The following is a 25,612-nucleotide window of genomic DNA, read 5'->3' as shown; positions in this document are numbered from 1 at the left end:
GAGAGGGCTACGACCTATTGCGGCATTGCGATTGCGCTCGCTTTGCTGCAACACTGCAGCGTGCATTTTTTTAATTCCTAAACCGTGGCGCGATTCGCCACCGAAGCGTTGTTGAGAGATCAGACCATGCGGCCCTCGCGACGCGACTTCGTGAAGTGGTTGTCGGCAGGCGGCATCTCGGTCAGCCTGTCGCATCTGGCGCTTGCGAAGGAGCCCGCCTTCGCGACCCGCGAGACGCTTCCCGGGCGCGGCCATTTCAATCCGTCGCTCAAGGGCGCCGGCCGCGTCGACGGGGTGGCCAAGGTCACCGGCGCAAAGCTCTACGCCTCCGACTTTCGCGCTGCCGACATGCCGGGCTGGCCTGCGACCACCTCGCACGCCATCCTGGTCCGCGCCAACGACGCCACGCATGTCTATGCCGGCATGGACCTCGCCCGCCTCGATGGTCCGGCGAAGCCCTCGGTCGTCGTGACTGCGGCCGATCTCGACAGGATCGGCACGCGGGTGCCGGAGTTCTACACCGGCGATCTGTTCTGCCCGGTCGGCACGACGCCAATCTATCTCGGACAGCCGGTCGCGCTGCTGATCTTCGAGCAGTTCGACGCCTTCGACCGGGCACGCCTCGCGTTGCGCGATGTCGGCTTCGTCAAGTTCGGCGACGAGACTGGTCCGGTCGTCCTGCCGAACTTCGGCGCGTATCGCTTCACCCGCGTGGCCGGCGCCACGCCCGATGCGCCCGACGTCTATTCGCCGATCCAGGCCGGCTGGGTCTCGCCGAGCCGCATCCAGAACGCGGCACTGCCGGTCTGGCTGCCGCTCGCCAAGGAGACCAAGGCCGACTACGCCAAGGCCGCGATCCATGGCGAGAAGATCCGCGCCCAGCTCGCCAAGGATGATCCGTCGCAGCTCGTGCTCGACCGCGAGTTCGAGACCCAGTCGGTCGATCCGATGTTCCTCGAACCCGAGAGCGGGCTCGCTTGGTACAACGACAACAGCGGCAATCTCGAACTGGTGCTCGGCGTGCAGTCGCCCTATGAGGCGACCGAGTCGATCGCCTTCATGCTCGGCAAGGCCCGCTCGCCCTTCCGCCCCTCGCACATCAACGCGCAGTTCGCCCATATCGGCGGCGGCTTCGGCGGCCGCGACCACACCCCGTTCGTGCTCTACGTGGCACTGGCGGCAATGTTCTTCCCGGGACGGCCGGTGCGGCTGGCGCACGACCGCTACCAGCAATTCCAGGGCGGCATCAAACGCCACCCGATCAAGATGCGCTCGCGGATCGGCATCGATCGCAAGAGCGGCAAGATCACGGCATTCGCCGCTGACCATGTGCTCGACGGCGGCGGGCTCGCCAACTTCTCCGCCAACGTCGCGACCGTGGCCGCCACCGCGGCGATCGGCATCTACGACGTCCCGAAGGTCGACGTCACCACCGTGGCGCTGCATTCGCGCGGCGTGACCGCGGGCTCGATGCGCGGCTACGGCACGCTGCAGACCATGACCGCGCTCGAAGTGCTGATCGACGAAGCCGCCAGCGAGCTCAAGGTCGATCCGATCGCGTTCCGCCGCAACAACGCGCTGAAGCAGAACGGCCGGACCATGACCGGCAGTCCCTACATCGTGTCGGTGCGCACACCCGAAATCCTCGACAAGCTCGAGACGCATCCGATCTGGCGGCAGCGCGCCGACTTCAAGCAGAAGGCAACGGAAGGACGGCTGGTCGGCACCGGCGTCGCCTGCGTCACCAAGGATTACGGCGCAGGCGCAGATTGCTCGCTCGGCCGGGTCGAGATCGATCCTGAGGGATGGATCGCAATCTTCTGCGACCACGTCGAGATGGGCAACGGCATCGGCACGGCGCTTGCCAACCGCGTTGCCGGCCATCTCGGCGTCGTGGCCGATGAGGTCGCGGTCTCCCGGGTCGACAGCTACGAGGCACTCGGGCTCGTCACGTCGGGTGATCCCTACACGATGGATCAGAAGACCCAGGACCTCGCCGAGAAGAACCCGCGCTGGGTGCCGGCGATCAGCTCGGCCACCAGCGCCTCGATCGGCGCCCATGTCGGCACTCACTCCTCGGCCGAAGCCGCCCGCATCATCTTCCGCTTCGGCCTGTGGCCGGCGGCACTCAAGCTCTGGCACATCGGCAAGGCCGATCCGCGCGCCCGGCAATGGGACAGAGCGCGCTGGAACGACGGCCAGCTCGTGCTCGATGACCTCGCGCCGCTGCCGCTGCCAAAGCTCGCCGCGACCGCGCATGCGCGCGGCTTCGTCACCGGCGCGGTGGCGCACAGCTTCTCGCGCTGGGCCTGGTCGCGCGCCCGCTTCCCGCTGTTCGGCGAGCAGTATCGCGCCGAGATCGATGCACTCGCGATCCGCCGCGGCCGCGGCGGGTTCGAGCGGATCGACCGCGTCAGCGTCAAATTCCCGCCGACCGACAACAACCGGATCGGCACCGCCTATACCTCGATGTGCGGCACGCTGGTGCGTGTCGAGATCGAGCGCGCGACCGGCATTTTGCGCATCGCCAAGGCCTACAGCGTGTTCGAATGCGGCCAGGCGCTGGTTCCTGAAGTGGTGCTCGGGCAGGCGCATGGCGGTTTTGCCATGGGCGTCGGCTACGCGCTGCTCGAGACCCTGCCGCCGTTCGAAGGCGGGCCCGGCAACGGACAGTGGAATCTCGGCCAATACCTGATCGCGCGCGGCTCCGACCTGCCGCTGCACGATCTCGAGATCGAGATGCTGCCGCCGCTGACGCCGGACGAACCGCCAAAGGGCATGGCCGAGGTGGTGATGATCCCGATCGTGCCAGCGCTGCTCAACGCTATCAACGATGCCACCGGCCATCGCTTCCGCTCATTGCCGGTGACAACGAGCCTGCTCAAGGGAGCGCTTGCGTGACGACGCTCAACCTCACCATCAACGGCCAGAAGCACGGCCCGATCGAGGTCCGCGACGACCTCTCGATGAACGACTTCCTTCGCGAGATGCTCGGCATGACCGGCACCAAATTCGGCTGCGGCGCCGCGCAATGCCTGAGCTGCGCCGTCATCATTGATAACCCTGACGGCACGAGCTACACCACCCCGACCTGCGTGGTGCCGGCGGCGAATTTCGACGGCAAGGCGATCCGCACAGTCGAGGGCCATGCCAGGGACGGCGAGCTCTCCGCGTTGCAGCGCGCCTTCATCGAGCATTTCGCGTTCCAGTGCGGCTATTGCACGGCCGGCTTCCTCAACGAGGGCCAGGTGCTGCTCGAACTTCTGGCAAGAGAGCCGGTGGCGCGGGACCAGCTCGAGACCGTCATTGCGGACGCGCTCGATGGCCATCTGTGCCGCTGCACCGGCTACATCAAATATCATCAGGCGGTGCGCGACGTGATCCTTGCCGATGCCACGCGCTATCTGACCGCCAACAAATGAGCGCACGCGCGATGACATCGGAAACGCGGTTTCGGATCATTGCGGTGCTGACGGCGCTCGCGACCAGCCTGTGTGCAGGATATGCGGCATCGGAGAGCGCAAGCCACGCCCTCGCCTCGCCGGAAAGCTTTGCCGGTATAGAGAATGTCGAGCAGCGCTCGGCGGCGATCTTCACCGAGCTCGGCAAGGTGCTGACGCATCCGCGCTGCACCAATTGCCATCCGGCCGGCGACAGCCCGCGGCAGGGCGACATCAGCCGCATGCACCAGCCGCCGGTCACGCGCGGCGCCGATGGCCATGGCAGCAACGCGATGCGCTGCTCGATCTGCCACCAGCACGCCAATTTCGATCCCGGTCGCCTGCCGGGTCACCCGGAATGGCACCTCGCGCCGCGCGAGATGGCTTGGGCCGGGAAAACCGTCGGCGAGATCTGCCAGCAGATCCGGGATCCCGCGCGCAATGGCGGCCGCAAAGTCGAGGATTTGGTCGAGCATATCGGCAAGGACACGCTGGTGGGCTGGGCCTGGCATCCCGGCTTCGGACGCTCGCCCGCGCCCGGCACGCAGGCAGAGGCCGGCGCTTTGGTCGAGGCCTGGGTGAAGACCGGCGCAGCCTGCCCTGCGCCCTAGCACACACGCTTAGTGGCGCTTGAAGTACTGCACGTCGCGCTCGTGCTTCTCTGCTGCCGCGCGTGACTTGAAGGTGCCGAGATTGCGGCGCTTGCCGGTCTTCGGATTGACCTTGCGAGAATACAGCCGGTACTCGCCGGAACGCAGCTTGCGGATCATGACGTCGCCTCGCCAGTGCCTTTCGCACATCAACGATATGCGAGCGCGAGCGTTCCTGTCTGACTAGAAGCAGAGGTTGGTCACGGCGTTGCCGCGCTTGTCCTTGATCACGTACGGGCAGCGTGCCCGCTCCAGCGCCTTCTTCGCATCCACATCGCCGAGCGCGGCCGCGCGCTCGTAGTAGGCTTTTGCCGCGTCGCCATCCTTCGGACCGCCGCGGCCGGCCTGCGCGAAGGCGCCCATCCGCTCCAGCGCGCCCGGATGGTTCTGCGCGGCAGCCTTCTCGAACAACGCGCGCGCACCGGCATCGTCCTGCGCGCCGCCTTTGCCCTCGGCCAACATCATGCCGAGCTGGTACTGCGCCTCCGTATTGGTCTCGGCGGACTTGGCAAGCAATTCGCGCGCGTGTGCCGGGTCGGACGCGACGCTGCCGCCGAGCGCGGCGAGATTGCTGACGCCGCGCGCGTTGCCGGCCTGCGCCGCGCGCTCGAACAATTTGCGCGCCTGCGCCTCGTCTTTGGCGACGCCAGTGCCATTGCCGTAGAGCACGCCGAGCTCGACCATCGCCGACGTCGAGCCCTTGTCGGCCGCCTTGCGCCAGGCCGACATTGCTTCGGCGGCCTGCCGGTTGGCGGCATAGGCGCGGCCGAGCTCGTACATCGCGCGGCGCGACGATTTTGCCGCCACCGCGCAATATTTGATCGCGGTCGCGATATCGGCCGACGCGATCTCGGCCACGCCCTTCACGTCAGCCGGCTTGTCGGGATCGGTGGGATCGGCGGCGAGCCGATCGCACAGCACGAGGTCGGCCGTTTGCGCGTGAGCAAGCACAGGCGCGGCCAGCGCCAAGGCAAGGACGATTGCATGGAGAGGTCTGAACATGCCCGGCAGGTTGCGTCGCGGTGCAGGCAAATTCAAGGCTCGAGCCCGGTCTCGCGCAGCACCGGCGCGACATCGGCCGACGCGAGGTAGCGCAGCAGATCATCGGCGGCTGCTGCGCGCTCTGAGGCGACCATGCGGCCCGCGGAAAACACCGCCGGCGTCTGCAGGTCTAAGGGAATTGGCCCGACGACTTCGATGCCATCGATCTGATTCAACTCGCTGATCTGCTGGATCGCAACATCGGCTTCGCCGCTGACGAGCCTTTCCGCAGTGAAGCCCATCGGAATGATCACCGCACGGGCGTTGATCGCCTCCGCAATGCCGAGACGCAGGATCAGCTGCGCGAACAGGATACCGCTGGCGCCGAGCCGCGAATAGGCCACCGCCCGTGCGCCGAGCAGCGTCGCACGCAATGCGGCTTCGCTCGCGATGTCGGGATGCGCAGTGCCCGCCTTCACGGCAACACCTACATAGGAGCGCGCGAGATCGACAACACTTTCCCGCGCAACGCGGCCCTCGCCGGTCATCTCGTCGAGGCCCTCGCGGGTCAGGATCACGAGATCGGCGGCCTCGCCGCCGCGCAGGCGTTCGAGCAGCGCCAGCGTCGGCGCGAAATCGGCATCGATCCGCACACCACTTGCCGCCTGGTAAGTCGCGGCAAGGCGCGCGACCGCGCCCTTCAGCGCCAGCGTCGAGAGCACGCGAACCGAATTGTCCATCCCGCTTACGCCCGCCGCATCAGCTTGAGCGTGGCCCCGAGGCGGAGGCTGCGCTTGCCGGCAAGCGCGGTCGCTTCGAGCACGGCGCCTTCCGCGTCGCAGGTGCCGGCAAAGCCGATGCCGACCTCATGGCCGCCGAACACAGGGTTCTCGCCCATCGCCGAGCTGTGCTCCTGATTGAGGATCTGCCCCTTCCAGCGGCCTTTCTCGGACGTGTAGGTGCCGAGATAGTAGAAGAACGCATCGCCGCCGAGGATGCGGCCGTTGTTCAGCAGCATCACGCCGGTGAGGCTGCCGTCGACACCGTCGAGCAGCTGGATGTGGATCGAATAGAGCCCGTTGATGATGCCGCCCTCGCCGACCCCGCCTGCGATCGGGATGTCATCCTCGGTGATCGGCGTCATCACCGACTGGAACGGCACGCCGGGCAATTCCTTCAGCTCGCCCTTGAAGCGGTAGAGCTCGCCGTCCGGGCCGCCCTTGGCGAGCAGCGTCGCATCATCGGTGCCGGCCATCGCGCGGTAGTTCGGATCGGGGTTGTGGCGGACGGTCTGGATCTCGATCGCGACCTCGTCGCCGGCCTTCTCGTAGGTGCCGATATGAGCGAAGGCCGAGTTGCCGCCGAGCATCTTGCCGTCGCCGACATACATCACGCTGCGGCCGACGGCGCCGCCCAGCTCGAACCGGACCTTGTAAAACCCTTCAAACAAGCGCCGTGTCCCCGGCAGCCAAGATACAACCGTTGTCTAGCGCGGTTCATAACGTAGCGAAACCGCTTTCGGCGGCAGGCTGTCCGTCAAGACTGTCGTCAAAAGCAAGGGTCCGCCAAGGCAGTCGCCCTGGCGGACCCGATTGCGGTACCGGATGGCTCCATCCGGGTCCGGCAGCTGCTTAGTCCGCGGCCATCAAGCCGCAGTCATTCAAGCCGCAGCCTTGGCGCCGGTCGGAACCTCGGAGATCGTCTTCAGGATCTGCGAAGCGATCTGGTAGGGGTCGCCTTGCGAGTTCGGGCGGCGGTCTTCCAGATAGCCCTTGTAGCCGTTGTTGACGAAGGAGTGCGGCACGCGGATCGACGCACCACGGTCAGCCACGCCATAGCTGAACTTGTTCCACGGCGCGGTCTCGTGCTTGCCGGTCAGACGCTTGTCGTTGTCGGGGCCGTAGACAGCGATGTGGTCCATCAGGTTCTTGTCGAAGGCCTTCATCAGGCTCTCGAAGTACTCCTTGCCGCCGACTTCGCGCATGTACTTGGTCGAGAAGTTGGCGTGCATGCCCGAGCCGTTCCAGTCAGTGTCGCCGAGCGGCTTGCAGTGGAATTCGATATCGATGCCGTAGCTCTCGGTGAGGCGCAGCATCAGATAGCGGGCCATCCACATCTGGTCAGCGGCGGTCTTGGAGCCCTTGCCGAAGATCTGGAATTCCCACTGGCCCTTCGCCACTTCGGCGTTGATGCCTTCGTGGTTGATGCCGGCGGCGAGGCAGAGATTGAGATGCTCTTCGACGATCTTGCGGGCGACGCTGCCGACGTTCTTGTAGCCGACGCCGGTGTAGTACGGGCCCTGCGGAGCCGGATAACCCTCTTCCGGGAAGCCGAGCGGACGGCCGTCCTTGTAGAAGAAGTATTCCTGCTCGAAGCCGAACCAAGCGCCTTCGTCATCCAGAATGGTGGCGCGCTTGTTCGAGACATGCGGCGTCTTGCCGTCGGGCATCATGACTTCGCACATCACCAGCACGCCGTTCTCGCGCGCGGCGTCGGGATAGCAGGCGACCGGCTTCAGCACGCAGTCAGAGCTGTGGCCTTCAGCCTGCTGGGTGGACGAACCGTCAAAGCCCCACAGCGGAAGCTGTTCGAGGGTCGGGAACGACGCGAATTCCTTGATCTGCGTCTTGCCGCGCAGGCTCGGCGTCGGCGTATATCCGTCGAGCCAGATATACTCGAGCTTGTACTTGGTCATTGAACCTCTCTGTTGATGATGCAAAACCGTGAGGAACCGAAAGCCAGTCGGCCGCCGCACGCGTACCCGGCCACCATCGGCCGGCTCTTACTAAGCAATTAAAATGCCAGTCGCTGCACTGCGGCACCCGCCCGGCCTGCGGATGTCCACAGCGGACATCGCATTTTTAGCTGCGACAAAGCAGCGCAGCTGGCATGCGCCACGGTCAGCCAAAAACTTCTCTCAGCGCCCTCTGCCGCCCGTTTCTGCAGCAAATTCAGCTACGGCGTCGGCCACCGATTAATGCGGCGGCAGCGCCATGTGACAGTTCGTGTCCAACCATCGGGCGCCGAGCAACCATCGGCTCGGCCCAAGCGTTGGTCAGCTGCATCCTGCCTCGCAAGATGCAAACCTGCATTTGCACACAAATTAGACAGTGAATGACTATTTCTTGGTCAACTTGCGCCCTATCGGGCCCGGGCCGATATCAAAACGACGGTAACGACACACGAATGAGTCGGGCGCACCATGGAGGCTCGCTCCGGCCATAGGAGACTTTGACATGATCACGACGGGCCAAAATCAGCGATCGGCAACGATCTATCAATTCCCGGCTGGGGGCCGCGCGGCGCTCGGCGGGCGCCGCTACGGCGAGATGCGGACGGCGCGCGAGCTTGCTGCTGAGGTCGAGACCTCCGCTTGCAGCGAGAGCTGGTACCATCAGGCGGCCATCGAAGACGCCAAGCCGAGCCGCGATCACTGATGTCGATCGGGCAGAGAGGCGTGACGCAAAAGCGTCAGACAGCAGCAGAGCAGTAAGAGAGGGTCGGAACGAAGCGTTTCGGCCCTTTTTTCATGCCAGCTCGCAGGCCGTCACCGGCCGCTTCGCATGCCGGAGCCTGGTCAAACCGGCCTTGGTGACCTCGAGCGTGACGCCGCCCCCCTTGTAGCGCACACCCCTCAGCGACAGACGCTTCGTCAGCGTCACCGCCTTGCCGTCAAGTTGCAGATGCGCGCGGGTGTCCCCGTTGAAGAAAGCGGCAATGAACTGCGTACCGTCAGCACAATGATAATTCCGGAAGGCGGATTGCGCCGGCGCGGCCGAGGAACCAAGAATCCCGACAAGAATTGCGCCGACGAGAATGGCGCCTCCGCGATAAGTCATATTCTCCCCCCGAGAGGCCGGTTATAGACCTGTCTGCGCCGATACACCTGCGCCGGGATTCCTGCGCCAAGTTTTCTGCGTCAGGTTTTCTGCGCCAAGACCTCACCAGCTGCAACAGGCCCGCCCGATGTCAGAAGCCCCTGCCCGTCACCTCAATCTCGCCGGCGCCAGCAATTTTCGCGACCTGGGCGGCTACCAGGCGCGTGACGGCCGGACGGTGCGCTGGCGGCAGATCTTCCGCTCCAACCATCTGGCCTATCTCACCGAGCAGGACGTCGCCGTGGTGCGCTCGCTCGGGGTCAAGAGCGCATTCGACTTCCGCGGTGTCGCCGAGCGCGCCGAGGCGCTGTGCAGCATGAGCGACGTGACCGTGCATTCGCTCCCGGTCGAGCCGACGGTGGTTGCTTCGCTGCGCGCGATCGCCAGCAAACGTCAACTGCTGGAGGCCGATGCGATCGACGTGATGCGGGATTCCTACCGCGGCTATGTGCAGGAAAACACGCCGCGCTACCGCACGCTGTTCGCCCATCTGCTCGAGGACCGCGCCCCGCTGGTGATCCACTGCACCGCGGGCAAGGACCGCACCGGCTTTGCCTGCGCGCTGATCCTGCACGCGCTCGGCGTGTCCGATCGGGTGATCGCGGACGACTATCTCCTGACCAACCAGTTCTACAAGCGCGACCCGGCCCACAGCACCGAGCTGCCCGATGACGTCAAGCAGGTGCTCGGCACCGTACGCGCGGCGTTTCTGGAGGCGGCGTTCGAGGCGATCGATGCCGACTATGGCAGCCTCGACGGCTATTTCCGCGAAGGCCTCGGGCTCGGCCAGGCCGAGCGCAAGGCGCTTGAAGGCCGCTATCTACAGGCTTGATCGATTCACGTCGCTCAGGCCGCCGCGGCCTCGAGCTCGAGCTCCGCATCGAGGTCGGCAATCACGTCCTCGAACGCCGAGATCGCCTGCTGAATCGCTGCGATCTGCATCAGCTCCCAGCTGCCCACTGGTCCGTTGCGGTTTTGCAGCGCCACCACGAGATCGCGCCGCTGCTCCTTAAGCTGAACGAGCGGTAAACCGTGATCCGGAAGATTTCCCATTCGCATTCCCCTGCCTTGATCGGAGTTCCGCTTCTAAGCAAAGGGTTCTGAAAACGACTTACAGAACTGCCGCAAATTTTATCCAACCGGCCCACCTCCGTAGTCTTACGTAGTCAAGACGACATGCTCGCGCTACCTGCCACTGCATCGTTGATCGCACCGAGCAACGCTTGAGTGACACAATCGGTCGCCCACTCGCTCGTATGGAGATGCTCCTGTGCACCATCGTCGAGTTCGGAGAGCGGAATTCCGGCATCGACCCATTGCTTCATCAGCGCAAAGCGGCGGAACAGGTTGACTTTCCTGCTTGCGGCGACGTCGGCGATCATTGGCATGAACTGGTTGGCGAGCTTGAGCACGTCTGGCGCGCCGATGATTGCCTGGGTGTATTGCGAGTCCATCACCACGACGTCCAGCGGCAGCCCGGCGAGCACATCGAGTCCTGCCTCGAATGTCGCTTGCACCTGATCGAAGTTGTAGTTCCTGTACACGGCGTTGGTGCCGACCTGCCAAATCACCATCACCGGTGCTTCAGCGATGACATCGGACTCGATGCGCGAGAACTCTTCCGGCGCCTCTTGCCCGCCGATCCCTCGGTTGACGATGTCGATCATCCGGCCGAAGGACTGCTTCTGGCTTCGCCATAAGATCTCCAGCCGTGGCGGAAATGGAAGAATTTTATCGGCTCCCGCGGTCGATGATGATCCGAGGGCAACGATCTTGACCTTCCTGTCGCGCCTGAGCGCCTGCGCAAGATGCGGCAATCCGTAGCTGAACTTGACGAGTTCGAGATGGGTTTCGCAGGCCCTCGGTGTCGGCATCGCAAACATCCCTGAGGCGAATGAACTGATGAATACGCGCAGTAGGAGACGAAATTGGCGGCATTGCAAATGAAATCCGCCTGATCATAGTGGGCAGCAACCTGTTGCTGATACGGAGACCACCATGAAGGGAAAAGCCATCGTCATCACCGGCGCGCTTGGCGCGCTCGGCAAGGTGGTCGCCGAAGAAGCCCTGGCGCGCGGCGCGCGCGTTGCCGGCATCGATCATGCGGCCTCGCAGCTGGCCGCGACGGCCAATCGTATCGAGCTCGGCAATGTCGACCTCACCGACACCGCGCAGGCGACGGCCGCGATCGACAAGGCGGCTGCGCATTTCGGCCGGCTCGACGGGCTGATCAACATCGCCGGCGGCTTTACCTTCGAGGCGGTGAGCGACGGCGATCCGGCGACCTGGCAGCGCATGTACGCGATGAACGTGATGACCGCGTTCAACACGTCGCACGCGGCCATTCCGCACCTCATCAAATCAGGCGCCGGACGGATCATCAATATCGGCGCGCTCGGCGCCTTGCAGGCCGCCTCCGGCATGGGCCCCTACGCGGCCTCCAAGGCCGGCGTGCATCGCCTCACCGAGTCGCTCGCCGCCGAGCTCAAGGGCAAGGTCACGGTCAACGCCGTGCTGCCCTCGATCATCGACACCGCCGCCAATCGCGCCGCGATGCCGAAGGCCGACATCTCGAAGTGGGTGACGCCGAAGGAACTCGCCGAAATCATCCTGTTCCTCGCCAGCGACGCCGCGAGCGCCGTCACCGGCGCGCTGCTGCCGGTGAACGGACGGGTTTAGTCTGCAACCAGGAGCCGCAGCTTCGACCGGAAGCGGATGCTCTGCTTGCCGGCCAGCGCCATGCCGTTGCCCTCGGCGGTCTCGTTGGTGTAGGTGCCGGTAAAGCGATCGTGACCACCTTGCGTTCCCACACCGGGCGTTCGCCGTAGGTCGGCGAATGCTCCTCGTTGGTGACCTCGCCCTTCCACTTGCCGTCGGCCGCGGTGTAGCTGCCGTGGGCGAAGAAGAACGAGTCGCCGCCGCGCATCTGGCCGTCGCGCAGCACCATGACGCCCTGGTTGCCGCCAGAGACGCCATCGAGAAATTCGACGGTGATGTGATAGAGGCCGTTCCGGATCATGAAATGGTCGCGCCCTGTCCGGCCCAACATTAGCCGCCTGGCCGCGCTTTGGGCAAATTCCATCCGCCTCAGTGAGCGCAATTCCGCGCTATGCTGGCGCTTGAGTCGCGGCGGGATGCCGCAGGAGCCTGCCTGTTGGAAACCGCGCTTTATCTGCCCGTCAAACGCTTCCTCGAAAAGCTCGCCTTCACGGTGAAGGGCGAGATCGGCGGCTGCGACCTCGTGGCGCTGAGCGGCGGCGATCCGCCTGTCGTCGTGATCGGTGAACTGAAGCTTGCCTTCAATCTCGAACTGATCCTGCAGGCGGTCGATCGCGCCGCGGCCGCTGATGAGGTGTGGATCGCGGCCAAGGTCTCGGCCCGCGGCAAGGGCCGCGAGAGCGACGCGCGCTATCGCAATCTGTGCCGGCGGCTCGGCTTCGGCATGCTCGGCGTCACCGACCGCGGCGACGTAGAGGTGCTGGTGCCGCCGCCGACTGCGGCACCGCGCCGCAATCCGAAGAAGCGCTCGCGCCTGATCACCGAGCATCGGAAGCGCAAGGGCGATCCAGCCATGGGCGGATCGACGCGCGCGCCGATCATGACCGCCTACCGGCAGCAGGCGCTGGCCTGCGCCTGTGCGCTGTCGGATGGCCCCCGGCGGGTACGCGACCTGCGCGCCGAGATTCCCGACGCCGGCAAAATCCTGCAGCATAATGTCTACGGCTGGTTCGATCGCGCCGAGCGCGGCATCTATGTGCTGACCGATGCCGGCCGCGCCGCGCTGAAGCGCTGGCCGCAGCAGCCGATCAATGCATCAGGGGCGGAAGCCGCCCCGTAACAACAGGGGGAGACCATGATCGTCGTCACCGGCAGCGTTACCGCCCGCCCCGACTCGTTCGACGAGGTGCGGCGATTGAGCCTCGAGCATGTCCATCGCTCTCGCACCGAGCCCGGCTGCATCTCGCATGCGGTCCAGGTCGACTGCGAGAATCCGCTCAGGCTGGTGTTTTTCGAGCAATGGGCCGACCGCGCGGCGCTGGCGGCGCATTTTGCGGTCCCTGCGTCGCGCGATTTTGTCCGCTCCCTGCAATCTCTCGCGGCGGCTGCGACCACCATCGAACTTTATGACGCTCACAAGATTGAGAGACTCTAGCTGCATGGCTGGATTGCCATCTCATATTCATATTGCAATGCAACATTGGGGACCTTACGTATCTCCCGCGATTCAAAGATGAGGCGGCGATGAGCGGAGACTGGAACACCAAGTATGGCACCCGGCGCGTGCGGCATGATCCGCCGACGCTGGAGGAGGCAATCTTCGCCGCCATCGGCATCACCGACGACGTGGAGGCCCAGGCCGAGATCGCGTCGTCCCTGATGGGGCTGCCCTATGAAGAGGTGCTGGCCGAGGTGAAGAAGACCGCGCGCGTCAGCGCCCGCACCGGTACGGCAACCCGCGTGATCGCCGGCGAACAGGGCGCACAGCGCTCGGTCGTGGTCGAGCGCCGGGTGGTCCGACGCTTCGCAATCGACAAGCGCACCGGCACCTGAACAACGACATCCGGTTACTCAAAGAAAAAGGGCAATCCGCTGAGCGGATTGCCCTTTTTTGTATTTGACGTAAAGTCTCGGCTCAAGCCGCCCGGCCCCAGCCGGACATCTGCATCACCATTCGCCAATAGGCGCGGTTCATGTCGACGATCGCACGCGCGGCCTCGACCGGCGTAACCGGTGCAGCGGCCGGCGCCGGTTCGGCCTGGTGCTGCTCGGTCAGGTCGATGCTGCCGGTGGACTCACCGTGACGGAAGGTCAGCTGCGCACCGAACTTGGTGGCGAGCGCACGCATCGCGTCGTTCTGCGCGCCGGTGGTGATGCGCAGGCTGCCGTAGCCCTTGGCATGCGCCTCGGCGATCAGTTTGCGGAACAACGTGCTGCCGACGCCCTTGCGCCGCACCGACCGTTCCACGCTGAAGGCGATCTCAGGCTGCGCATCCGGTGACTGCTCCGGCGGATGCAGCTCGGCCGCGCCGCGGACCACGCCATCCTCGAAATAGGCGATAATGACCGTGCCGTCGTTGGCGCAGCGCTCGGCGTAGCGGCGGATGAAGCTGTCGTCGATGAAGCCATGAAAACGATCATGGCGGCTGGTACGATCCAGTCGCAACAGGTGATCGCGCAGCAGAGGAAGTTCCTCCTGCTGGCTCAACGTCCGCACGGTGCCCTTGGCGGACGTCGGACGGATGGAATCATAGTTCATTTCATAACTCCTCTTGGTAGCCCTCGAGGAGGCGTCGAGTCCCTAGCAGTCCCTATATTGTGCGACGCACCATATAATTCAAGTGTCCAGATTCATTTAAGTAAACAATGATGTGATCGGTAAATCACATCATCGCCTCATCATAATACCAGCTGCGTTTGCGTAACCACCGCGACCAGCTTGCCATCCTCAGTCTCCAGCCTGGTCTGCCAGACCTGGGTCCGCCGGCCGCGGTGAACCGGGGTCGCCGTCGCGATCACGGTGGCCCCCTCCTTGGCCCCGCCGATGAAATTGGTCTTGCTCTCCAGCGTCGTGGTGCCCTCGGCGTCCTCAGGCAGGTTGATCACGGTGGCGGCGGCGCCGACCGAGTCGGCGAAGGCCATCACCGCGCCGCCGTGGATGGTGTTTCGGAGGGTACAGAGGTCCGGCCGCACCAGCATTTTCGCGACCACGCGATCCGGGCCGGCCTCGGTGAAGGTGACGCCCTTCAGTTCCGCAAACGGCATCTTCATCGACTGGATCTTTTCGAGCGGCGTCATCACGTTCCTCCGGTTTTTCTGGCGTCATACGCGGGCTTGACCCGCGTATCCATCGTTCTCGCGAGAAGTGTCCTCTGCATGATGGATTGCCGGGTCAAGCCCGGCAATGACGTGCGAGGTAATGGTGCAGATGACGTCATGGCCGCCGTGACAATCCTTGGCGAGTCTGCATACCGTCCGCGATGCGTGACTTCCCTCCCCGCCGGATCGTCTGCCTGACCGAAGAAACCGTCGAGACTCTGTACCTGCTCGGCGAACAGGACCGTATCGTCGGCGTCTCCGGCTATGCGGTGCGGCCGCCGCAGGTCCGCCGCGAGAAGCCACGCGTGTCGGCGTTCATCTCCGCCGACATTCCAAAGATCCTGGCGCTCGATCCCGATCTGGTGCTCGCCTTCTCCGATCTGCAGGCCGACATCGTCGCCGATCTCGTGCGCGCGGGTGTCGCCGTCCATGTCTTCAATCAGCGCGATGTCGCCGGCATCCTCGCAATGATCCGCAGCCTCGGCGCGATGGTCGGTGCTGCCGAGCGCGCCGGGCAACTCGCGCAAAGCCTCGAACAACGGCTGGCCGCCATCGCAGCTACGCCGCGCCCGACGCCGCGGCCAAAGGTCTATTTCGAGGAATGGGACGATCCACTGATCAGCGGCATTGGCTGGGTGTCCGAGCTGATCGAGACTGCCGGCGGCGAGGACGTGCTGCCGCATCTGCGCACGCACAAGGCCGCCAGGGATCGCATCGTCACGCATGATGACGTGCGCGCGGCGATGCCCGACGTGATCCTGGCATCCTGGTGCGGCAAGAAGGTCGTGCCCGACCGCATCCGCACACGCGCGGGCTGGAGCGATATTCCGGCCGTGCGCAACGACCGCATCGTCGAGATCAAGTCACCGATCATCCTGCAACCCGGTCCTGCCGCGCTGACCGATGGGCTCGATGCGATCGTCAAGGCGTTGTGGGCGGAGCGCGCATAGGACAACTGCGCCGTCATTGCGAGCGAAGCGAAGCAATCCATGTCACCGCTTGCCGCGAAATGGATTGCTTCGTCGCTTCGCTCCTCGCAATGACGGAGAGACTACCTACGCCTTCTCCACTCCGCACCATTCCGCGATGAACAGCGCGATGGCCTTGGTCGACTTCCGCAGCGATTCCAGTTCGACATATTCGTTGAAGCCGTGCATCGCCGCGCCACTGGCGCCGAAGCAGAGGCTCGGGATGTCGTAGTTCAGGCCGTAGAAACGCGTGTCGGTCAGTGCGGTGAAAGCGCGGTCTTCCACCGTTCCGCCATAGACCGTCTGATGCGCCTTGGCGAAAGCGGCTTCGGGCGCCTCGGAGTTCACGAGCTCGTAGCCTTCCGACAGGAAGCCCGACCATTCCACCTGCGGCGGATTGTTGGAGAGGAAACGATGGTCGCGCGCCGCCGCCGACACGCAGGCCAGAATTTCCTTCTGGCACTCCGCGATCGACCAGCCCGGCAGCACCGCGATGCGGCAGTCGACATCGCACCAGGCCGGCACGCTGGAGGCCCAGTCGCCGCCCTTGATGATGCCTGGATTGAAATTGATCGGATGATTGACGTCCTTGAAATGGCGGTCGGCCTTGGCGCGCTCGTTCCAGTCGATCTCGAGCTTCTCCAGCGCGTGCACCAGATGATACGCAGCCATGATCGCGTTCGAGCCGGCGCCGGCCTCGAACACATGCACCGGGAAGCCGCGCACCTTCAGGCGGAACCAGATCACGCCGACCTGTGAGCGGATCATCTTGCCGTTGGTCGGCTCGGGGATAAAGCAGGCATCGGCGCGATAGCCGCGCTGCAAGGTCGAGAGCGCGCCGACGCCGGTGCTCTCCTCCTCGATCACGGACTGGAAGTGAATCCGCGCCGTCGGCTTCAGGCCGGCCTTCCTGATCGCATCCAGCGCATACAGCGCGGCGATGGTGCCGGACTTCATGTCGCAGGCACCACGGCCATACATCCTGCCGTCGTTGATCACCGGCGAGAACGGCGGCGTCTCCCACATCTCGAGCGGACCGGTCGGCACCACGTCGCAGTGGCCCTGCAGGATCAGCGATTTGCCGGCATTGCTGGCCGGGCGGTAGGTGCCGACCACCGTGCGCGCCTTGGAGAAATCATGCTCGATCGGGCCGAAGCCGCGCAGATCCTTCAGCTCGTCGAGATTGATGTGCCAGTCGTCGACCTCGTAACCGCGCTCGCGCAGGAGATCGCCGATCATGTCCTGGCACGGCCCCTCGGCACCGCGGGTCGACGGGATCGCGACAAAGGCCTGCGTCGTCGCAAGCTGCGCATCGAATCCTTCGTCAACGGCGGCAAGGATTCGTTGTTGCGTCTCGGCAGTCATGCGGCAGCTCCATGGGGGACATCAGAAAAGGCGGGAGCCGCAGCGTAACCTGATTTCACTCCGCCGGGTATTGCGCAAAATAAGCATCCCGCAATGCATCTTCGAGCAGACGGCCTTCCGAATAGCCATCAAGCGTCGCAGGCCGCGTCACGCCGTCGAGCAGACGCGGACACGGCTCGGGCGCACCGAGCACGGTGCGCACCGGAATGCGCTCGGCATAGATCGGCAACTCGTAATCCTCGTCGTCGTCTGCTACGCCCTTGGCGCGCACCTTTGCCGAGGCTTCCTCGATCTCCATCGCGATGAACGAGGTCGCCTTGATCTCCTGCTTGTTGCTGGCGCGCAGACTGGCGGTGCGCTCCGGAAAGAAGCGGTCGACCATCGCAACGATCGCGCGCTCCTTCTCTTCCGGGTCGGTCACGAGATAGGCCGAGCCGAACGCCATCACCGCGCGATAGTCGGCCGAGTGGTTGAAGCCGCAGCGTGCCAGCACCAGGCTGTCGAGATGGGCAACCGTCAGGCACACGCGCTGGCCTTCGGACTGGTTCTCCAGCATCCGGCTCGCGCTCGAGCCGTGCCAATAGAGTTTCGTACCCTCGCGCCAGAAGAAGGTCGGCGTGCAATAGGGTTGGCCGTCGATCACGTAGGAGACGTGGCACAGCATCGAGGCGTCCAGGATCTTGTGCACGGTGGCGTGGTCGTAGAAGCCGCGATCATGGCGGCGCTTGACCCGGTTGCGGGACGACATGGGGTAGGACGGAGTGGACGCGCCTTCGGTCACGGCAGTGCCTTTCGAAATCTGGAATCTGTCCAGAGTTGTAGCGGCCCATTTGGTCTGCGATAGTGCCAATTCCATGCGAAAAATTCCGACCAATTCCCGAGAGCCCACGGCGCGCAAGCCTGAGCTACCGCTCGACCTCACCGGCCCGCACGTGACTCCAGGCGCGGCCTCGCAGCAGCGGCTCTATCAGGCGCTGTGCCACACCATCGTCGGCGGCCTCGTCAAGCCGGGCGAGCCGCTGCCGCCGTCGCGCGCGCTGGCCAAGCAGACCGGCTTCCGCCGCAACGCCATCACCACAGCCTATGAGCGGCTGATCGCCGACGGCTTCGCCGTGGCGACCACGGGCTCCGGCACCTTCGTCGCCGCGCGCATTCCGGCCCAGGCCACCGCGCCGCGACGCGCCAGGATCGAGATCGAACCGCCGCAGCACAATGCGCTGTCGCTCGGCTGCACGCATATCGATGAGCGCGCACTGCAGCGCTTCCGCGCCTTTGCCGGCCGCCGGCTGCGCGCCTTCGGCTCCGAGCATCTGCATTACGGCGATCCCCGCGGCAGCAGCGAGTTGCGCGCCGCGATCTCAGACCATTTGCTGTCGGCGCGCGGGCTGCGCTGCGATCCCGACCAGATCATGCTGGCCTCGGGCACGCTGCATGCACTGCGCATCGTGCTCGGCGCGATCCTCAAGCCCGGCGACCAGGTCTGGTGCGAGGACCCCGGCTATCCGGCGGCGCGGCGCGCGATCGAGCATTGCGGCTATCGTCCGGTGTCGGTGCCGGTCGATGGCTCCGGCATGCGCATCGACAAGGGACGCGTATCCGCGCCTAGCGCGCGCGCCGCCTATGTCACGCCGTCACACCAGTTTCCGCTCGGCGTGCAGATGGCGATGCCGCGCCGGCTCGAGCTGCTCGACTGGGCCAGGGACGCCGGCGCCTTCGTGTTCGAGGACGATTACGACAGCGAGTTCCGCTATGACGGCGCGCCGCTGCTGTCGCTCGCCGGCATCGATCATCTGCGCCGCGTGATCTACATGGGCACGTTTGCGAAGACGCTGTTTCCGGGATTGCGGATCGGTTACTGCGCCCTCCCCGAAGCCTTGATCGGTCCGGTGACGGCGGCGCGCGCCGCGCTGGATCGCTTTCCCGGCACCCTGATGGAAGGCGCGGTCGCCGACATGCTGAACTCAGGCGCCTTCGCCGCCAACCTGCGCAAATCGCGAAAACTCTATCGCGAGGCGCGCGACGTGCTGGCTTCGACACTCACGAATGCGTCCGAGGGCGAACTCACGGTTCCCGTGCCGTCGCAAGGCCTGCATCTCGTGGCGCGGCTCGTTCCCTCAACCGATCCGCAGATTGCCGCGCAGGCCAAGGCGGCTGCCGGCGTCGGCGGCTGGCTGCTCGCCGAGACCTATCATCGCGCGCGCCCACTGCCCGGCTTCGTGCTGGGATTCTCCGGTCATCCGGTTCCGCAACTGGTCGCGTCGGCGGAACAACTGGCGAAGACAACGCTGATTGCGCTGCGCGCGACGCGCAAGATATCCGTCAAGCCATCCGCCAGGCCGCAGCGCTCTAGGAGAATCGCAACCACCTGACTAAGGTCGCCCGCGTTCAGTCAGTGTCCGCCTACGGAGATACCGGATGCCCAATCGCAACGTCCTGTATCTCGTGATCGCCGCGCTGGTCGTGATCGCAGGGATGCTCGGCTACAATCTGTACCAGGCGAACAAGCAGCCCGAAGGTTTGCAGATCAATGTCGGCCCCGACGGGGTCAAGATCCAGAACAAGTGAAGGAGGCTGCGATGCCGCGCATTGGATTGGTCGCGCTGGTCAGCGCCGCAGCATTTCTCGCGATCATTCAGTCCGCTTCCGCACAGACCGTCATGCGCGAGGCTGACATCGTCGACCTCCGGATCGGTCAGCGCGTCCTGGTCGATGACGGCTCCTGCCCGGCCGGGCAGATCAAGCAGGTGATCGGCGCCAGGCTGAGCCAGAATGGCGTGGTGCGGACCCAAAGCTGCGTGCAGCGCCTCGCCAAAAAGTAACGCCCCGCTTCCGCGAGGCGCCTCATTCATACTGTATCGGCAAGACGCCGCTCAGTTCGAGATCGGCTCGAACATGCATTGCAGCGTCGGCTTGGCGATTTTGGTGAAGGTCGGGCCAATCTCGTTTTGCTTGGACGGCGGCACCCAATCGGTCTCGATGGTCGGCACGCCGGTCTCGCTGATGCCGCGCAGCAGCGCCTGGCGCAGATCGGGATCGTCCACCGTCGCGGCAGCATGGTCATGCAGGCAACCGCACACGGCCTCGGGATGCGCCCAGCGCCCGAGCATATGCGGCGCGCATTGCCGCACGAACTCGTCGCGCGGCTCAGGCACCCGGTAAAGCGACCGGATCTGCATCGACTCGAGTGGAAGTTGGGATTGCGCCTGCGCGGAACCTACGAGGGCAAGCGATGCCAGGAGCGCGGCGGAACAGATACGGAGCAACATGGGGAGCCTTTACCGGCAGTTCTGTTTGTCGCGTCGCGCTCAGTTGACCTGCGCCACCACCATCGGGGCCGACGTGACCACCGGCGAGCCGTTGTAGGAGAAGGTGCCGATGCCGGGCAAACCATTGTCCGGGGTACCAGCCATCGACGAACCGGCCATCATGAAGGCGAAGGCGAGGATCAGGCTCATGGTCCGCATTTGACAGTCTCCGTCATTCCGACTCGACGCCGGGCGCCGTTGTTGACGGTTTGATAACGATCTGCCGTTTCGAGAGTTCTGCGGAACAAGCTGAAAATGGTTTCGTCGACCGGAGAATTGTTTCGTCGATCGGCAGCCCACGAAACATTGACCGGAAAACACCAATGTTTTCAGTGCATGCAGGCGTCCCGTGGGCGTGTTCAACATTTCGCGCGCCGAGCGCCGCCCGGCGGCAGGAACCGCCCACGAATTATGCGTGCAAATTGAGCGGGCTACCGCGCTTTCTTAACTTCCTCTGCTGAGACAGGAAGCAGCACAGCAAGAGCGGCGTGAACCGGCCGGCGGTTCGGCCGACTCATCTGGGCACCGTGCAACCATCTCCGCGGTGGCACGTTGTGGTGATTCCCGATCCAACGGTTGTTGTGATCCCTGATCCAACAGTTGTTGTGATCCAATCCAACGAAGGATGTCAGTCGTGGGCAATGGCAACATGGGTGTTGGCAATCAATCCGCGGCCAGCAAATCCGGCCAGCAGCAACAAATGACGGCCGCGATGCCGCAGCAGGGCGCCTATGTGATGGGCGACAATGAGTGCGCGCAGCAGAAGCTGGTCCGCCTCGTCGGCTGCCACGACCCGAAGGTCAAGCTAGGCCTCAGCATGGGCACGAAGCAGTTCGGGCAAACCAAGCGCTAGCTCGCCCGCCGCTTCAGCCGCCCGGGCCAAGCCCCTGCTCCCGCTACTGAATGAACTCGCCGCATTTCTGCACGGCGCTGGCGTCGGCCGCGCCCCAAGGCATGATCGGCACCGACGACGTCGAGTTCTTCGGCGAGCCCTCGATCAGCTTGTCGGAATACACCATGTAGACCAGCACGTTGCGCTTGGCGTCGCAGCCGCGCACGATCTGCATCCGCTTGAAGAACAGCGACCGCCGCTTGCTGAACATGTCGTCACCCTGGCTGAGCTTGTTCTTGAAGCGGATCGGCCCGATCTGCCGGCAAGCCAGCGAAATATCAGAGACTTCCTCGGCAAGGCCGAGCCAGCCCTTGAAACCGCCCTTCTCCGGCACCGTGAAGTGACAGGCGACGCCGTCGACCTCGGGGTCGTCGACGCCATAGGTCGCGAGCTTGTCGTTGGGGCTCACCCATTTGAACACCGTCGAACGGCGAAAGATCAGGTCCGGCTCGTCAGCCGCGGCCGCGGGAACCGCCTGCCCCAAAGCCAACAACATCAGCAGCGCCGCGCAGCCCGATCGAGACAACAGTCGCGCGTCACACAAGCTCACATTTCTCGATGTCATTGAGGTCTCCGCCGGGTGGGTCCCGCCTATGTAGTGCGCAAACGCCGCACAGGAAGGCGCTGACAGTTCGGTGATCAGACCGGGCGCTTTAACCTCCTGTGAGGCTTTTTTGCTACTCTTTCGTCGAAAAATAGCCCCTCACGGAAGGGTTAGATCGCTTGCGCTGGTGAACGCGTTCGGCGTCTGCGACAACCAACAGATAGTTTGGACTGGGATTCGGAATATGCGCGCAAGCGGACGTCAGATTTCGATTTTTGATTCTGCGAATAGGCGGGTCTGGCAGTTTGCAATTCTGACGGCAGCCGGCACCGTGGCCGCCTCCTCGCAGGCCGATGCAGCCCTGTTCTATTGGAATCGTGACTCCGGCTATTACGGCGATATCGAGCCGATGCCGCCGCAGCAGGCCCGGCCGAAGCCGAAGCGCAGTACAGCCAAGAAGAATCCGGCGATCGAGAAGGAGGCCGGCCGCAAGCCGCAGGGTCCCCTGATCATCTCGGTCTCGATCGACCAGCAGCGGGTCAGCATCTACGACGCCAACGGCCTCTACGCCGAGAGCCCGGTATCGACCGGCATGAAGGGGCATTCGACCCCGATGGGTGTCTTCAGCGTCATCCAGAAGCAGAAGTACCACCAGTCCAACATCTATAGCGGCGCACCGATGCCGTACATGCAGCGCATCACCTGGTCGGGCATCGCGATGCACGCCGGCGTGCTGCCCGGCTATCCGGCCTCGCATGGCTGCATCCGCATGCCGATGTCGTTTGCGGTCAAGATGTACAACTGGACGCGGATGGGCGCCCGCGTGTTCGTCACGCCGGGCACGATCTCGCCGGAGAATTTCTCGCATCCGCTGCTGGTGACGCAGAAGGTCGCGCCGCAGCAGCCGGTTGCCGACGATGTTCTGAAGATGGACGCGCCGCTCGGCGTGAAGAGCGACAAGGGCGCGGACAAGCAATCCAGTCTCGACCTGCGCACCAGCGTCGGCCATGCGGCCGCCGCGTCACTGCGCGACAATACCCACACCGCCGATGCCAGCGGCGCGATGCCGGCGGCAAGCGCGACGGCGACGATGTCCGATGCTTCCTCCACCGCGCGCGACGCCATTGCGGAGAAGATCGCAGCTGACAAGTCCGAGGTGAGCGCGGCCGAGCCTGCCGCTGCCGACGACAAGACGGTCGGCGAGGTCACCGGCAGCACCGACACGCCGAAGTCCGAGGTTTCCGCAAGCGACCCGGTGAAGGCCGAAGCCAAAGCCGATGAGCCGAAGGCAGACGCCGCCAAGCCCGGCGTTGCCGAGGCGCCCAAAACGGAACCATCGAAGACGGACACATCGAAGACTGACGCGGCCAGCAAGGACGCAGCCAAGGCGGCGGATGCGGTCAAGCCCGCCGAGGCGGCGACTGCGACCGACGCCAGCCAGGATGCGGCCAAGGATCCCGCACGACTGCCCGGCGTTGCCAAGATCGAGATACCGAAACGCGGCGGCCAGATTTCGGTGTTCATCAGCCGCAAGGATTCCAAGCTCTATGTGCGGCAGAACTTTGCGCCGCTGTTCGAGGTGCCGGTGACGATCGCGGCAAGCGACCGGCCGCTCGGCACGCATGTGTTCACCGCGGAGGCCGACAAGACCGATGCGAACCTGCTGCACTGGTCGGTGGTGACGCTGCCGACCCGCAACGCCGCCCGCATCGACGTCGAGGAGCGCGCCTCACATCGTCGCAAGGTCGCGGCCGCAGCGCCGGTCGAGGCGAAGCCGCAGCCGGCGACCAACACCCCGGCCGAGGCGCTCGACCGCATCTCGATCCCGGCCGACGCGACGGCGCGGATCAACGAAGCGCTCGGCACCGGCGGATCGATCATCGTCTCCGACCTGGGCGTGAACCAGGGCGAGACCGGCGAAGGCACCGACTTCATCCTGCCGCTGCGCTGAGGCGATCAATAACGCCTTCTTGAAAGCCTCCGCCTGCCCGCTGGATTATGATCGCCGTGAACATCTGTTCCGGGGACGAGACCATGATGGACCGCAGGACACTGATCGTGGCGGCATTCGCCGCGGCCGCAGGATCCCGTGCGCTGCATGCGGAGCAGCCGGCGATGAGCCGGATCACCGCCTATGCCTTCTCATTTCCGGCACTCTCCGGCGGCGACATTCGCCTTGCCGACTATGCCGGCCATCCCCTGATGATCGTGAACACAGCCTCGCTCTGTGGCTTCACGCCGCAATATGCCGGCCTGCAGCAATTGTGGACCGAATTCCGCGATCGCGGCTTCGCCATCATCGGCGTGCCCTCCAATGATTTCGGCGGCCAGGAACCCGGCGGCTCGACCGAGATCGCCGAGACCGCGCAGCATCAATACGGCGTCACCTTCCCGATCGCGGCTAAAGCCGTGGTCAAGGGCGCAAACGCGCATCCGTTTTACCGTTGGGCGGCGGAGGCGCGGCCGAAGGACGTGCCGCGCTGGAATTTCCACAAATACCTGATCGGCCGCGACGGCTATATCGCCGACGTCTTCCCTGAGTCGGTGACGCCGGACGACACCCGCATCAAGACTGGGATCGCACGGGCACTGGCGGCAGCCTGAGAAGCTACGATAATCCCCGGAATTAACTGGGATTTTGGGCGCGAGGTCGCCACGTTCATTGCCTTGGCGTCGGCACTGTGACTAGGGTACGATCAGTTGGGGGTGAAGCGGCCTTGGTTGCGGCAGTGCCGGCACCGGGAGCGCGATCAGCAGGGAACACGCCATGCGCATTGCGGCAGGTCTGATTTTCGCAGGGACCGTATCATTGCTCGCGTCGAGCGCAGCTTGGTCGCAGACGCCGCCCGCCAAGGGCGCCGCCCCAGCGCCGGCGGCAGCACCAGCGGCCGCAGCGCCTACTACTGCTGCGCCCGCCGCAGCGGCCGCTCAAGTGCCACCGAAGCAAGCGCCGCAGCCGGCACGCGCCGCCTGCAACAATCCGAACGCGCTCGGTGTCGCCCGCACCGTCGAGATCGACACCACAGGCGGTCCCGGCTTCGGCTTCGAGCATTTCAAGCAGCTCGACTTCCTGCGCGACCATGAGGTGGTGCTGACCTTCGACGACGGTCCGTGGCCGGGCAACACGCCAGCGGTGCTGAAGGCGCTCGCCGATGAATGCACCACGGGCATCTTCTTCCCGATCGGCAAGCACGCGACCTATCACCCCGAAATCCTGCGCCAGGTCTATGCCGCCGGCCACACCGTCGGCTCGCACACCTGGTCGCATGAGAATCTGAACAACAAGAAGCTGACCGAGGATCAGAAGAAGGACGAGATCGAGCGCGGCCTGGCTGCGGTCAAGTGGGCGCTCGAGACGTCGCCCTCGCCGTTCTTCCGCTTCCCGGCGCTGCAACATCCGCCGGAGATGGTCACCTATCTCGGCAACCGCAACATCGCGATCTTCTCCTGCGACCTCGACTCCTTCGACTTCAAGTCGAAGAACTCGCAACAGGTGATCGACACCGTGATGAAGAAGCTCGCCAAGCTCGGCAAGGGCATCATCCTGATGCACGACTTCCAGAAGCACACCGCGGAAGCGCTGCCGACGCTGCTGACGCAGCTCAAGGCCGGCGGCTACAAGGTGGTCGCGATGCGCGCCAAATCCCCGGCGTCCGTGCTGCCGCAGTACGAGCAGGAGCTCGCCAAGGACGTCAAGCTGCCGACCGTGAGCTCGCGGCCGGTGAACAGCGTCGTCACGACAGTCGATCAGTAAGCGCGCCGGCGATAATTC

33 protein-coding genes are annotated in these 25,612 nt (G+C 64.7%); 17 read left to right on the top strand and 16 right to left on the bottom strand.

Annotation, left to right across the window (positions count from 1 at the left end; translation table 11 throughout):
- The first annotated feature begins 126 nt into the window (after window positions 1-126).
- From ACE103_RS19175 to ACE103_RS19165, 3 genes are read left to right on the top strand one after another with little or no spacing between them, the layout of a single operon-like run.
- Window positions 127-2,901: a xanthine dehydrogenase family protein molybdopterin-binding subunit gene (locus ACE103_RS19175; protein WP_375780699.1), complete on the top strand. Its 2,775-nt coding sequence runs from the start codon at window positions 127-129 to the stop codon at window positions 2,899-2,901.
- Window positions 2,898-3,422, top strand: a complete 525-nt coding sequence (locus ACE103_RS19170) for a (2Fe-2S)-binding protein (RefSeq protein WP_375780698.1) — start codon at window positions 2,898-2,900, stop codon at window positions 3,420-3,422. Before ACE103_RS19175 ends, ACE103_RS19170 begins: the two co-directional genes overlap by 4 nt.
- A gap of 11 nt (window positions 3,423-3,433) precedes the next feature.
- Complete coding sequence (locus ACE103_RS19165; protein WP_375780697.1) at window positions 3,434-4,051, top strand: Isoquinoline 1-oxidoreductase subunit; 618 nt, start codon at window positions 3,434-3,436, stop codon at window positions 4,049-4,051.
- 9 nt (window positions 4,052-4,060) lie between these two features.
- Here ACE103_RS19165 and ACE103_RS19160 read toward each other — a convergent pair whose 3' ends face one another.
- From ACE103_RS19160 to ACE103_RS19140, 5 genes are all read right to left on the bottom strand, one after another.
- Window positions 4,061-4,210, bottom strand: coding sequence for a hypothetical protein (locus tag ACE103_RS19160; protein WP_016843021.1), 150 nt, complete (start codon window positions 4,208-4,210; stop codon window positions 4,061-4,063).
- 63 nt (window positions 4,211-4,273) lie between these two features.
- The gene (locus tag ACE103_RS19155) at window positions 4,274-5,092 is read right to left on the bottom strand and encodes a tetratricopeptide repeat protein (RefSeq protein WP_375780696.1); all 819 of its coding nucleotides are present in this window, start codon (window positions 5,090-5,092) and stop codon (window positions 4,274-4,276) included.
- A gap of 32 nt (window positions 5,093-5,124) precedes the next feature.
- The gene (locus ACE103_RS19150; RefSeq protein ID WP_375780695.1) at window positions 5,125-5,811 is read right to left on the bottom strand and encodes a substrate-binding domain-containing protein; all 687 of its coding nucleotides are present in this window, start codon (window positions 5,809-5,811) and stop codon (window positions 5,125-5,127) included.
- A 5-nt stretch (window positions 5,812-5,816) separates the two neighbouring features.
- A complete protein-coding gene (locus ACE103_RS19145) occupies window positions 5,817-6,521 on the bottom strand; it encodes a hypothetical protein (RefSeq protein WP_223967972.1) in 705 nt (234 codons plus the stop codon).
- 210 nt (window positions 6,522-6,731) lie between these two features.
- Complete coding sequence (locus ACE103_RS19140; protein WP_207839084.1) at window positions 6,732-7,766, bottom strand: glutamine synthetase beta-grasp domain-containing protein; 1,035 nt, start codon at window positions 7,764-7,766, stop codon at window positions 6,732-6,734.
- Between the two features lie 541 nt (window positions 7,767-8,307).
- On the opposite strand from ACE103_RS19140, the gene ACE103_RS19135 reads away from it, so the two are divergent.
- Window positions 8,308-8,508 (top strand): DUF2735 domain-containing protein, encoded by a 201-nt coding sequence (locus tag ACE103_RS19135; protein ID WP_375780694.1) that lies wholly within the window; start codon window positions 8,308-8,310, stop codon window positions 8,506-8,508.
- Window positions 8,509-8,598: 90 nt separating this feature from the next.
- Here the strand turns inward: ACE103_RS19135 and ACE103_RS19130 are convergent, their stop codons facing one another.
- Window positions 8,599-8,910 (bottom strand): MliC family protein, encoded by a 312-nt coding sequence (locus ACE103_RS19130; protein WP_375780693.1) that lies wholly within the window; start codon window positions 8,908-8,910, stop codon window positions 8,599-8,601.
- A 127-nt stretch (window positions 8,911-9,037) separates the two neighbouring features.
- Here ACE103_RS19130 and ACE103_RS19125 point away from each other — a divergent pair, with 127 nt between their 5' ends.
- Window positions 9,038-9,781, top strand: a complete 744-nt coding sequence (locus ACE103_RS19125) for a tyrosine-protein phosphatase (RefSeq protein WP_375780692.1) — start codon at window positions 9,038-9,040, stop codon at window positions 9,779-9,781.
- Between the two features lie 14 nt (window positions 9,782-9,795).
- Here ACE103_RS19125 and ACE103_RS19120 read toward each other — a convergent pair whose 3' ends face one another.
- The gene (locus ACE103_RS19120; protein ID WP_038375209.1) at window positions 9,796-10,002 is read right to left on the bottom strand and encodes a hypothetical protein; all 207 of its coding nucleotides are present in this window, start codon (window positions 10,000-10,002) and stop codon (window positions 9,796-9,798) included.
- 113 nt (window positions 10,003-10,115) lie between these two features.
- A complete protein-coding gene (locus ACE103_RS19115) occupies window positions 10,116-10,823 on the bottom strand; it encodes an SGNH/GDSL hydrolase family protein (RefSeq protein WP_375780691.1) in 708 nt (235 codons plus the stop codon).
- A 124-nt stretch (window positions 10,824-10,947) separates the two neighbouring features.
- Here ACE103_RS19115 and fabG point away from each other — a divergent pair, with 124 nt between their 5' ends.
- Window positions 10,948-11,628: a 3-oxoacyl-ACP reductase FabG gene (gene fabG, locus ACE103_RS19110; protein WP_375780690.1), complete on the top strand. Its 681-nt coding sequence runs from the start codon at window positions 10,948-10,950 to the stop codon at window positions 11,626-11,628.
- On the opposite strand, the gene ACE103_RS19105 is transcribed toward fabG, so the two are convergent.
- Window positions 11,591-11,968: a hypothetical protein gene (locus ACE103_RS19105; RefSeq protein ID WP_375780689.1), complete on the bottom strand. Its 378-nt coding sequence runs from the start codon at window positions 11,966-11,968 to the stop codon at window positions 11,591-11,593. The two genes, fabG and ACE103_RS19105, sit on opposite strands and share 38 nt — an antisense overlap.
- 135 nt (window positions 11,969-12,103) lie before the next feature.
- On the opposite strand from ACE103_RS19105, the gene ACE103_RS19100 reads away from it, so the two are divergent.
- From ACE103_RS19100 to ACE103_RS19090, 3 genes are all read left to right on the top strand, one after another.
- Window positions 12,104-12,787 carry a DUF2161 domain-containing phosphodiesterase gene (locus ACE103_RS19100; protein WP_375780688.1) on the top strand — a complete coding sequence of 228 codons (684 nt, stop codon included), beginning with the start codon at window positions 12,104-12,106 and terminating at the stop codon, window positions 12,785-12,787.
- A gap of 15 nt (window positions 12,788-12,802) precedes the next feature.
- A complete protein-coding gene (locus tag ACE103_RS19095) occupies window positions 12,803-13,102 on the top strand; it encodes a putative quinol monooxygenase (protein WP_176531724.1) in 300 nt (99 codons plus the stop codon).
- An 89-nt stretch (window positions 13,103-13,191) separates the two neighbouring features.
- Window positions 13,192-13,500 (top strand): hypothetical protein, encoded by a 309-nt coding sequence (locus tag ACE103_RS19090; RefSeq protein WP_223967981.1) that lies wholly within the window; start codon window positions 13,192-13,194, stop codon window positions 13,498-13,500.
- Window positions 13,501-13,582: 82 nt separating this feature from the next.
- On the opposite strand, the gene ACE103_RS19085 is transcribed toward ACE103_RS19090, so the two are convergent.
- Window positions 13,583-14,206: a GNAT family N-acetyltransferase gene (locus ACE103_RS19085; RefSeq protein WP_375780687.1), complete on the bottom strand. Its 624-nt coding sequence runs from the start codon at window positions 14,204-14,206 to the stop codon at window positions 13,583-13,585.
- A 140-nt stretch (window positions 14,207-14,346) separates the two neighbouring features.
- Complete coding sequence (locus tag ACE103_RS19080; RefSeq protein ID WP_375780686.1) at window positions 14,347-14,745, bottom strand: PaaI family thioesterase; 399 nt, start codon at window positions 14,743-14,745, stop codon at window positions 14,347-14,349.
- Window positions 14,746-14,927: 182 nt separating this feature from the next.
- On the opposite strand from ACE103_RS19080, the gene ACE103_RS19075 reads away from it, so the two are divergent.
- Window positions 14,928-15,716: a cobalamin-binding protein gene (locus ACE103_RS19075; RefSeq protein WP_375780685.1), complete on the top strand. Its 789-nt coding sequence runs from the start codon at window positions 14,928-14,930 to the stop codon at window positions 15,714-15,716.
- 105 nt (window positions 15,717-15,821) lie between these two features.
- On the opposite strand, the gene ACE103_RS19070 is transcribed toward ACE103_RS19075, so the two are convergent.
- Window positions 15,822-17,099: an ArgE/DapE family deacylase gene (locus ACE103_RS19070; protein WP_375780684.1), complete on the bottom strand. Its 1,278-nt coding sequence runs from the start codon at window positions 17,097-17,099 to the stop codon at window positions 15,822-15,824.
- 55 nt (window positions 17,100-17,154) lie between these two features.
- The gene (locus tag ACE103_RS19065) at window positions 17,155-17,847 is read right to left on the bottom strand and encodes a pyridoxamine 5'-phosphate oxidase family protein (protein ID WP_375781144.1); all 693 of its coding nucleotides are present in this window, start codon (window positions 17,845-17,847) and stop codon (window positions 17,155-17,157) included.
- Between the two features lie 106 nt (window positions 17,848-17,953).
- On the opposite strand from ACE103_RS19065, the gene ACE103_RS19060 reads away from it, so the two are divergent.
- Genes ACE103_RS19060 through ACE103_RS19050 form a run of 3 tightly spaced genes read left to right on the top strand, consistent with a single transcriptional unit; the run spans window position 17,954 to window position 19,918 of the window.
- A complete protein-coding gene (locus ACE103_RS19060; RefSeq protein WP_375780683.1) occupies window positions 17,954-19,468 on the top strand; it encodes a PLP-dependent aminotransferase family protein in 1,515 nt (504 codons plus the stop codon).
- A gap of 46 nt (window positions 19,469-19,514) precedes the next feature.
- Window positions 19,515-19,664 carry a hypothetical protein gene (locus tag ACE103_RS19055; protein ID WP_223967987.1) on the top strand — a complete coding sequence of 50 codons (150 nt, stop codon included), beginning with the start codon at window positions 19,515-19,517 and terminating at the stop codon, window positions 19,662-19,664.
- Window positions 19,665-19,675: 11 nt separating this feature from the next.
- Entirely contained in the window at window positions 19,676-19,918 is a 243-nt protein-coding gene (locus ACE103_RS19050) for a DUF6719 family protein (RefSeq protein ID WP_375780682.1), read from the top strand.
- A gap of 51 nt (window positions 19,919-19,969) precedes the next feature.
- On the opposite strand, the gene ACE103_RS19045 is transcribed toward ACE103_RS19050, so the two are convergent.
- Together ACE103_RS19045 and ACE103_RS19040 are read right to left on the bottom strand one after the other, a co-directional pair.
- The gene (locus ACE103_RS19045) at window positions 19,970-20,365 is read right to left on the bottom strand and encodes a hypothetical protein (RefSeq protein ID WP_223967989.1); all 396 of its coding nucleotides are present in this window, start codon (window positions 20,363-20,365) and stop codon (window positions 19,970-19,972) included.
- A gap of 39 nt (window positions 20,366-20,404) precedes the next feature.
- A complete protein-coding gene (locus ACE103_RS19040; RefSeq protein WP_375780681.1) occupies window positions 20,405-20,563 on the bottom strand; it encodes a hypothetical protein in 159 nt (52 codons plus the stop codon).
- 466 nt (window positions 20,564-21,029) lie between these two features.
- On the opposite strand from ACE103_RS19040, the gene ACE103_RS19035 reads away from it, so the two are divergent.
- Window positions 21,030-21,257: a hypothetical protein gene (locus ACE103_RS19035; protein WP_375780680.1), complete on the top strand. Its 228-nt coding sequence runs from the start codon at window positions 21,030-21,032 to the stop codon at window positions 21,255-21,257.
- A gap of 43 nt (window positions 21,258-21,300) precedes the next feature.
- Here ACE103_RS19035 and ACE103_RS19030 read toward each other — a convergent pair whose 3' ends face one another.
- Entirely contained in the window at window positions 21,301-21,861 is a 561-nt protein-coding gene (locus tag ACE103_RS19030; protein WP_375780679.1) for a CreA family protein, read from the bottom strand.
- A 223-nt stretch (window positions 21,862-22,084) separates the two neighbouring features.
- On the opposite strand from ACE103_RS19030, the gene ACE103_RS19025 reads away from it, so the two are divergent.
- The 3 genes from ACE103_RS19025 (at window position 22,085) to ACE103_RS19015 (ending at window position 25,594) form a co-directional block, all read left to right on the top strand.
- Window positions 22,085-23,791 carry a L,D-transpeptidase family protein gene (locus ACE103_RS19025; protein WP_375780678.1) on the top strand — a complete coding sequence of 569 codons (1,707 nt, stop codon included), beginning with the start codon at window positions 22,085-22,087 and terminating at the stop codon, window positions 23,789-23,791.
- A gap of 83 nt (window positions 23,792-23,874) precedes the next feature.
- Window positions 23,875-24,444, top strand: coding sequence for a glutathione peroxidase (locus tag ACE103_RS19020; RefSeq protein ID WP_375781143.1), 570 nt, complete (start codon window positions 23,875-23,877; stop codon window positions 24,442-24,444).
- 163 nt (window positions 24,445-24,607) lie between these two features.
- Window positions 24,608-25,594, top strand: a complete 987-nt coding sequence (locus ACE103_RS19015) for a polysaccharide deacetylase family protein (RefSeq protein ID WP_375780677.1) — start codon at window positions 24,608-24,610, stop codon at window positions 25,592-25,594.
- The last annotated feature ends 18 nt before the right edge of the window (window positions 25,595-25,612 follow it).

Origin of the sequence: Bradyrhizobium sp. ma5 (assembly GCF_042258955.1) — a bacterium.
Classification (GTDB): Bacteria; Pseudomonadota; Alphaproteobacteria; order Rhizobiales; family Xanthobacteraceae; genus Bradyrhizobium.
Note: the sequence above shows the minus strand (reverse complement) of the source record. Positions and strands in the feature narration are given on the sequence as shown.

Coding starts and splice junctions, on each gene's coding strand:
- ACE103_RS19020 (WP_375781143.1), top strand. CDS start 23,875: ATGATGGACCGCAGGACACTGATCGTGGCGGCATTCGCCGCGGCCGCA.
- ACE103_RS19045 (WP_223967989.1), bottom strand. CDS start 20,365: ATGTTGCTCCGTATCTGTTCCGCCGCGCTCCTGGCATCGCTTGCCCTC.
- ACE103_RS19175 (WP_375780699.1), top strand. CDS start 127: ATGCGGCCCTCGCGACGCGACTTCGTGAAGTGGTTGTCGGCAGGCGGC.
- ACE103_RS19035 (WP_375780680.1), top strand. CDS start 21,030: ATGTCAGTCGTGGGCAATGGCAACATGGGTGTTGGCAATCAATCCGCG.
- ACE103_RS19130 (WP_375780693.1), bottom strand. CDS start 8,910: ATGACTTATCGCGGAGGCGCCATTCTCGTCGGCGCAATTCTTGTCGGG.
- ACE103_RS19125 (WP_375780692.1), top strand. CDS start 9,038: ATGTCAGAAGCCCCTGCCCGTCACCTCAATCTCGCCGGCGCCAGCAAT.
- ACE103_RS19160 (WP_016843021.1), bottom strand. CDS start 4,210: ATGATCCGCAAGCTGCGTTCCGGCGAGTACCGGCTGTATTCTCGCAAG.
- ACE103_RS19090 (WP_223967981.1), top strand. CDS start 13,192: ATGAGCGGAGACTGGAACACCAAGTATGGCACCCGGCGCGTGCGGCAT.
- ACE103_RS19080 (WP_375780686.1), bottom strand. CDS start 14,745: ATGACGCCGCTCGAAAAGATCCAGTCGATGAAGATGCCGTTTGCGGAA.
- ACE103_RS19155 (WP_375780696.1), bottom strand. CDS start 5,092: ATGTTCAGACCTCTCCATGCAATCGTCCTTGCCTTGGCGCTGGCCGCG.
- ACE103_RS19050 (WP_375780682.1), top strand. CDS start 19,676: ATGCCGCGCATTGGATTGGTCGCGCTGGTCAGCGCCGCAGCATTTCTC.
- ACE103_RS19085 (WP_375780687.1), bottom strand. CDS start 14,206: ATGAACTATGATTCCATCCGTCCGACGTCCGCCAAGGGCACCGTGCGG.
- ACE103_RS19140 (WP_207839084.1), bottom strand. CDS start 7,766: ATGACCAAGTACAAGCTCGAGTATATCTGGCTCGACGGATATACGCCG.
- fabG (WP_375780690.1), top strand. CDS start 10,948: ATGAAGGGAAAAGCCATCGTCATCACCGGCGCGCTTGGCGCGCTCGGC.
- ACE103_RS19040 (WP_375780681.1), bottom strand. CDS start 20,563: ATGCGGACCATGAGCCTGATCCTCGCCTTCGCCTTCATGATGGCCGGT.
- ACE103_RS19150 (WP_375780695.1), bottom strand. CDS start 5,811: ATGGACAATTCGGTTCGCGTGCTCTCGACGCTGGCGCTGAAGGGCGCG.
- ACE103_RS19055 (WP_223967987.1), top strand. CDS start 19,515: ATGCCCAATCGCAACGTCCTGTATCTCGTGATCGCCGCGCTGGTCGTG.
- ACE103_RS19030 (WP_375780679.1), bottom strand. CDS start 21,861: ATGACATCGAGAAATGTGAGCTTGTGTGACGCGCGACTGTTGTCTCGA.
- ACE103_RS19015 (WP_375780677.1), top strand. CDS start 24,608: ATGCGCATTGCGGCAGGTCTGATTTTCGCAGGGACCGTATCATTGCTC.
- ACE103_RS19070 (WP_375780684.1), bottom strand. CDS start 17,099: ATGACTGCCGAGACGCAACAACGAATCCTTGCCGCCGTTGACGAAGGA.
- ACE103_RS19025 (WP_375780678.1), top strand. CDS start 22,085: ATGCGCGCAAGCGGACGTCAGATTTCGATTTTTGATTCTGCGAATAGG.
- ACE103_RS19060 (WP_375780683.1), top strand. CDS start 17,954: ATGCGAAAAATTCCGACCAATTCCCGAGAGCCCACGGCGCGCAAGCCT.
- ACE103_RS19065 (WP_375781144.1), bottom strand. CDS start 17,847: ATGTCGTCCCGCAACCGGGTCAAGCGCCGCCATGATCGCGGCTTCTAC.
- ACE103_RS19115 (WP_375780691.1), bottom strand. CDS start 10,823: ATGCCGACACCGAGGGCCTGCGAAACCCATCTCGAACTCGTCAAGTTC.
- ACE103_RS19105 (WP_375780689.1), bottom strand. CDS start 11,968: ATGATCCGGAACGGCCTCTATCACATCACCGTCGAATTTCTCGATGGC.
- ACE103_RS19075 (WP_375780685.1), top strand. CDS start 14,928: ATGCGTGACTTCCCTCCCCGCCGGATCGTCTGCCTGACCGAAGAAACC.
- ACE103_RS19120 (WP_038375209.1), bottom strand. CDS start 10,002: ATGGGAAATCTTCCGGATCACGGTTTACCGCTCGTTCAGCTTAAGGAG.
- ACE103_RS19165 (WP_375780697.1), top strand. CDS start 3,434: ATGACATCGGAAACGCGGTTTCGGATCATTGCGGTGCTGACGGCGCTC.
- ACE103_RS19095 (WP_176531724.1), top strand. CDS start 12,803: ATGATCGTCGTCACCGGCAGCGTTACCGCCCGCCCCGACTCGTTCGAC.
- ACE103_RS19135 (WP_375780694.1), top strand. CDS start 8,308: ATGATCACGACGGGCCAAAATCAGCGATCGGCAACGATCTATCAATTC.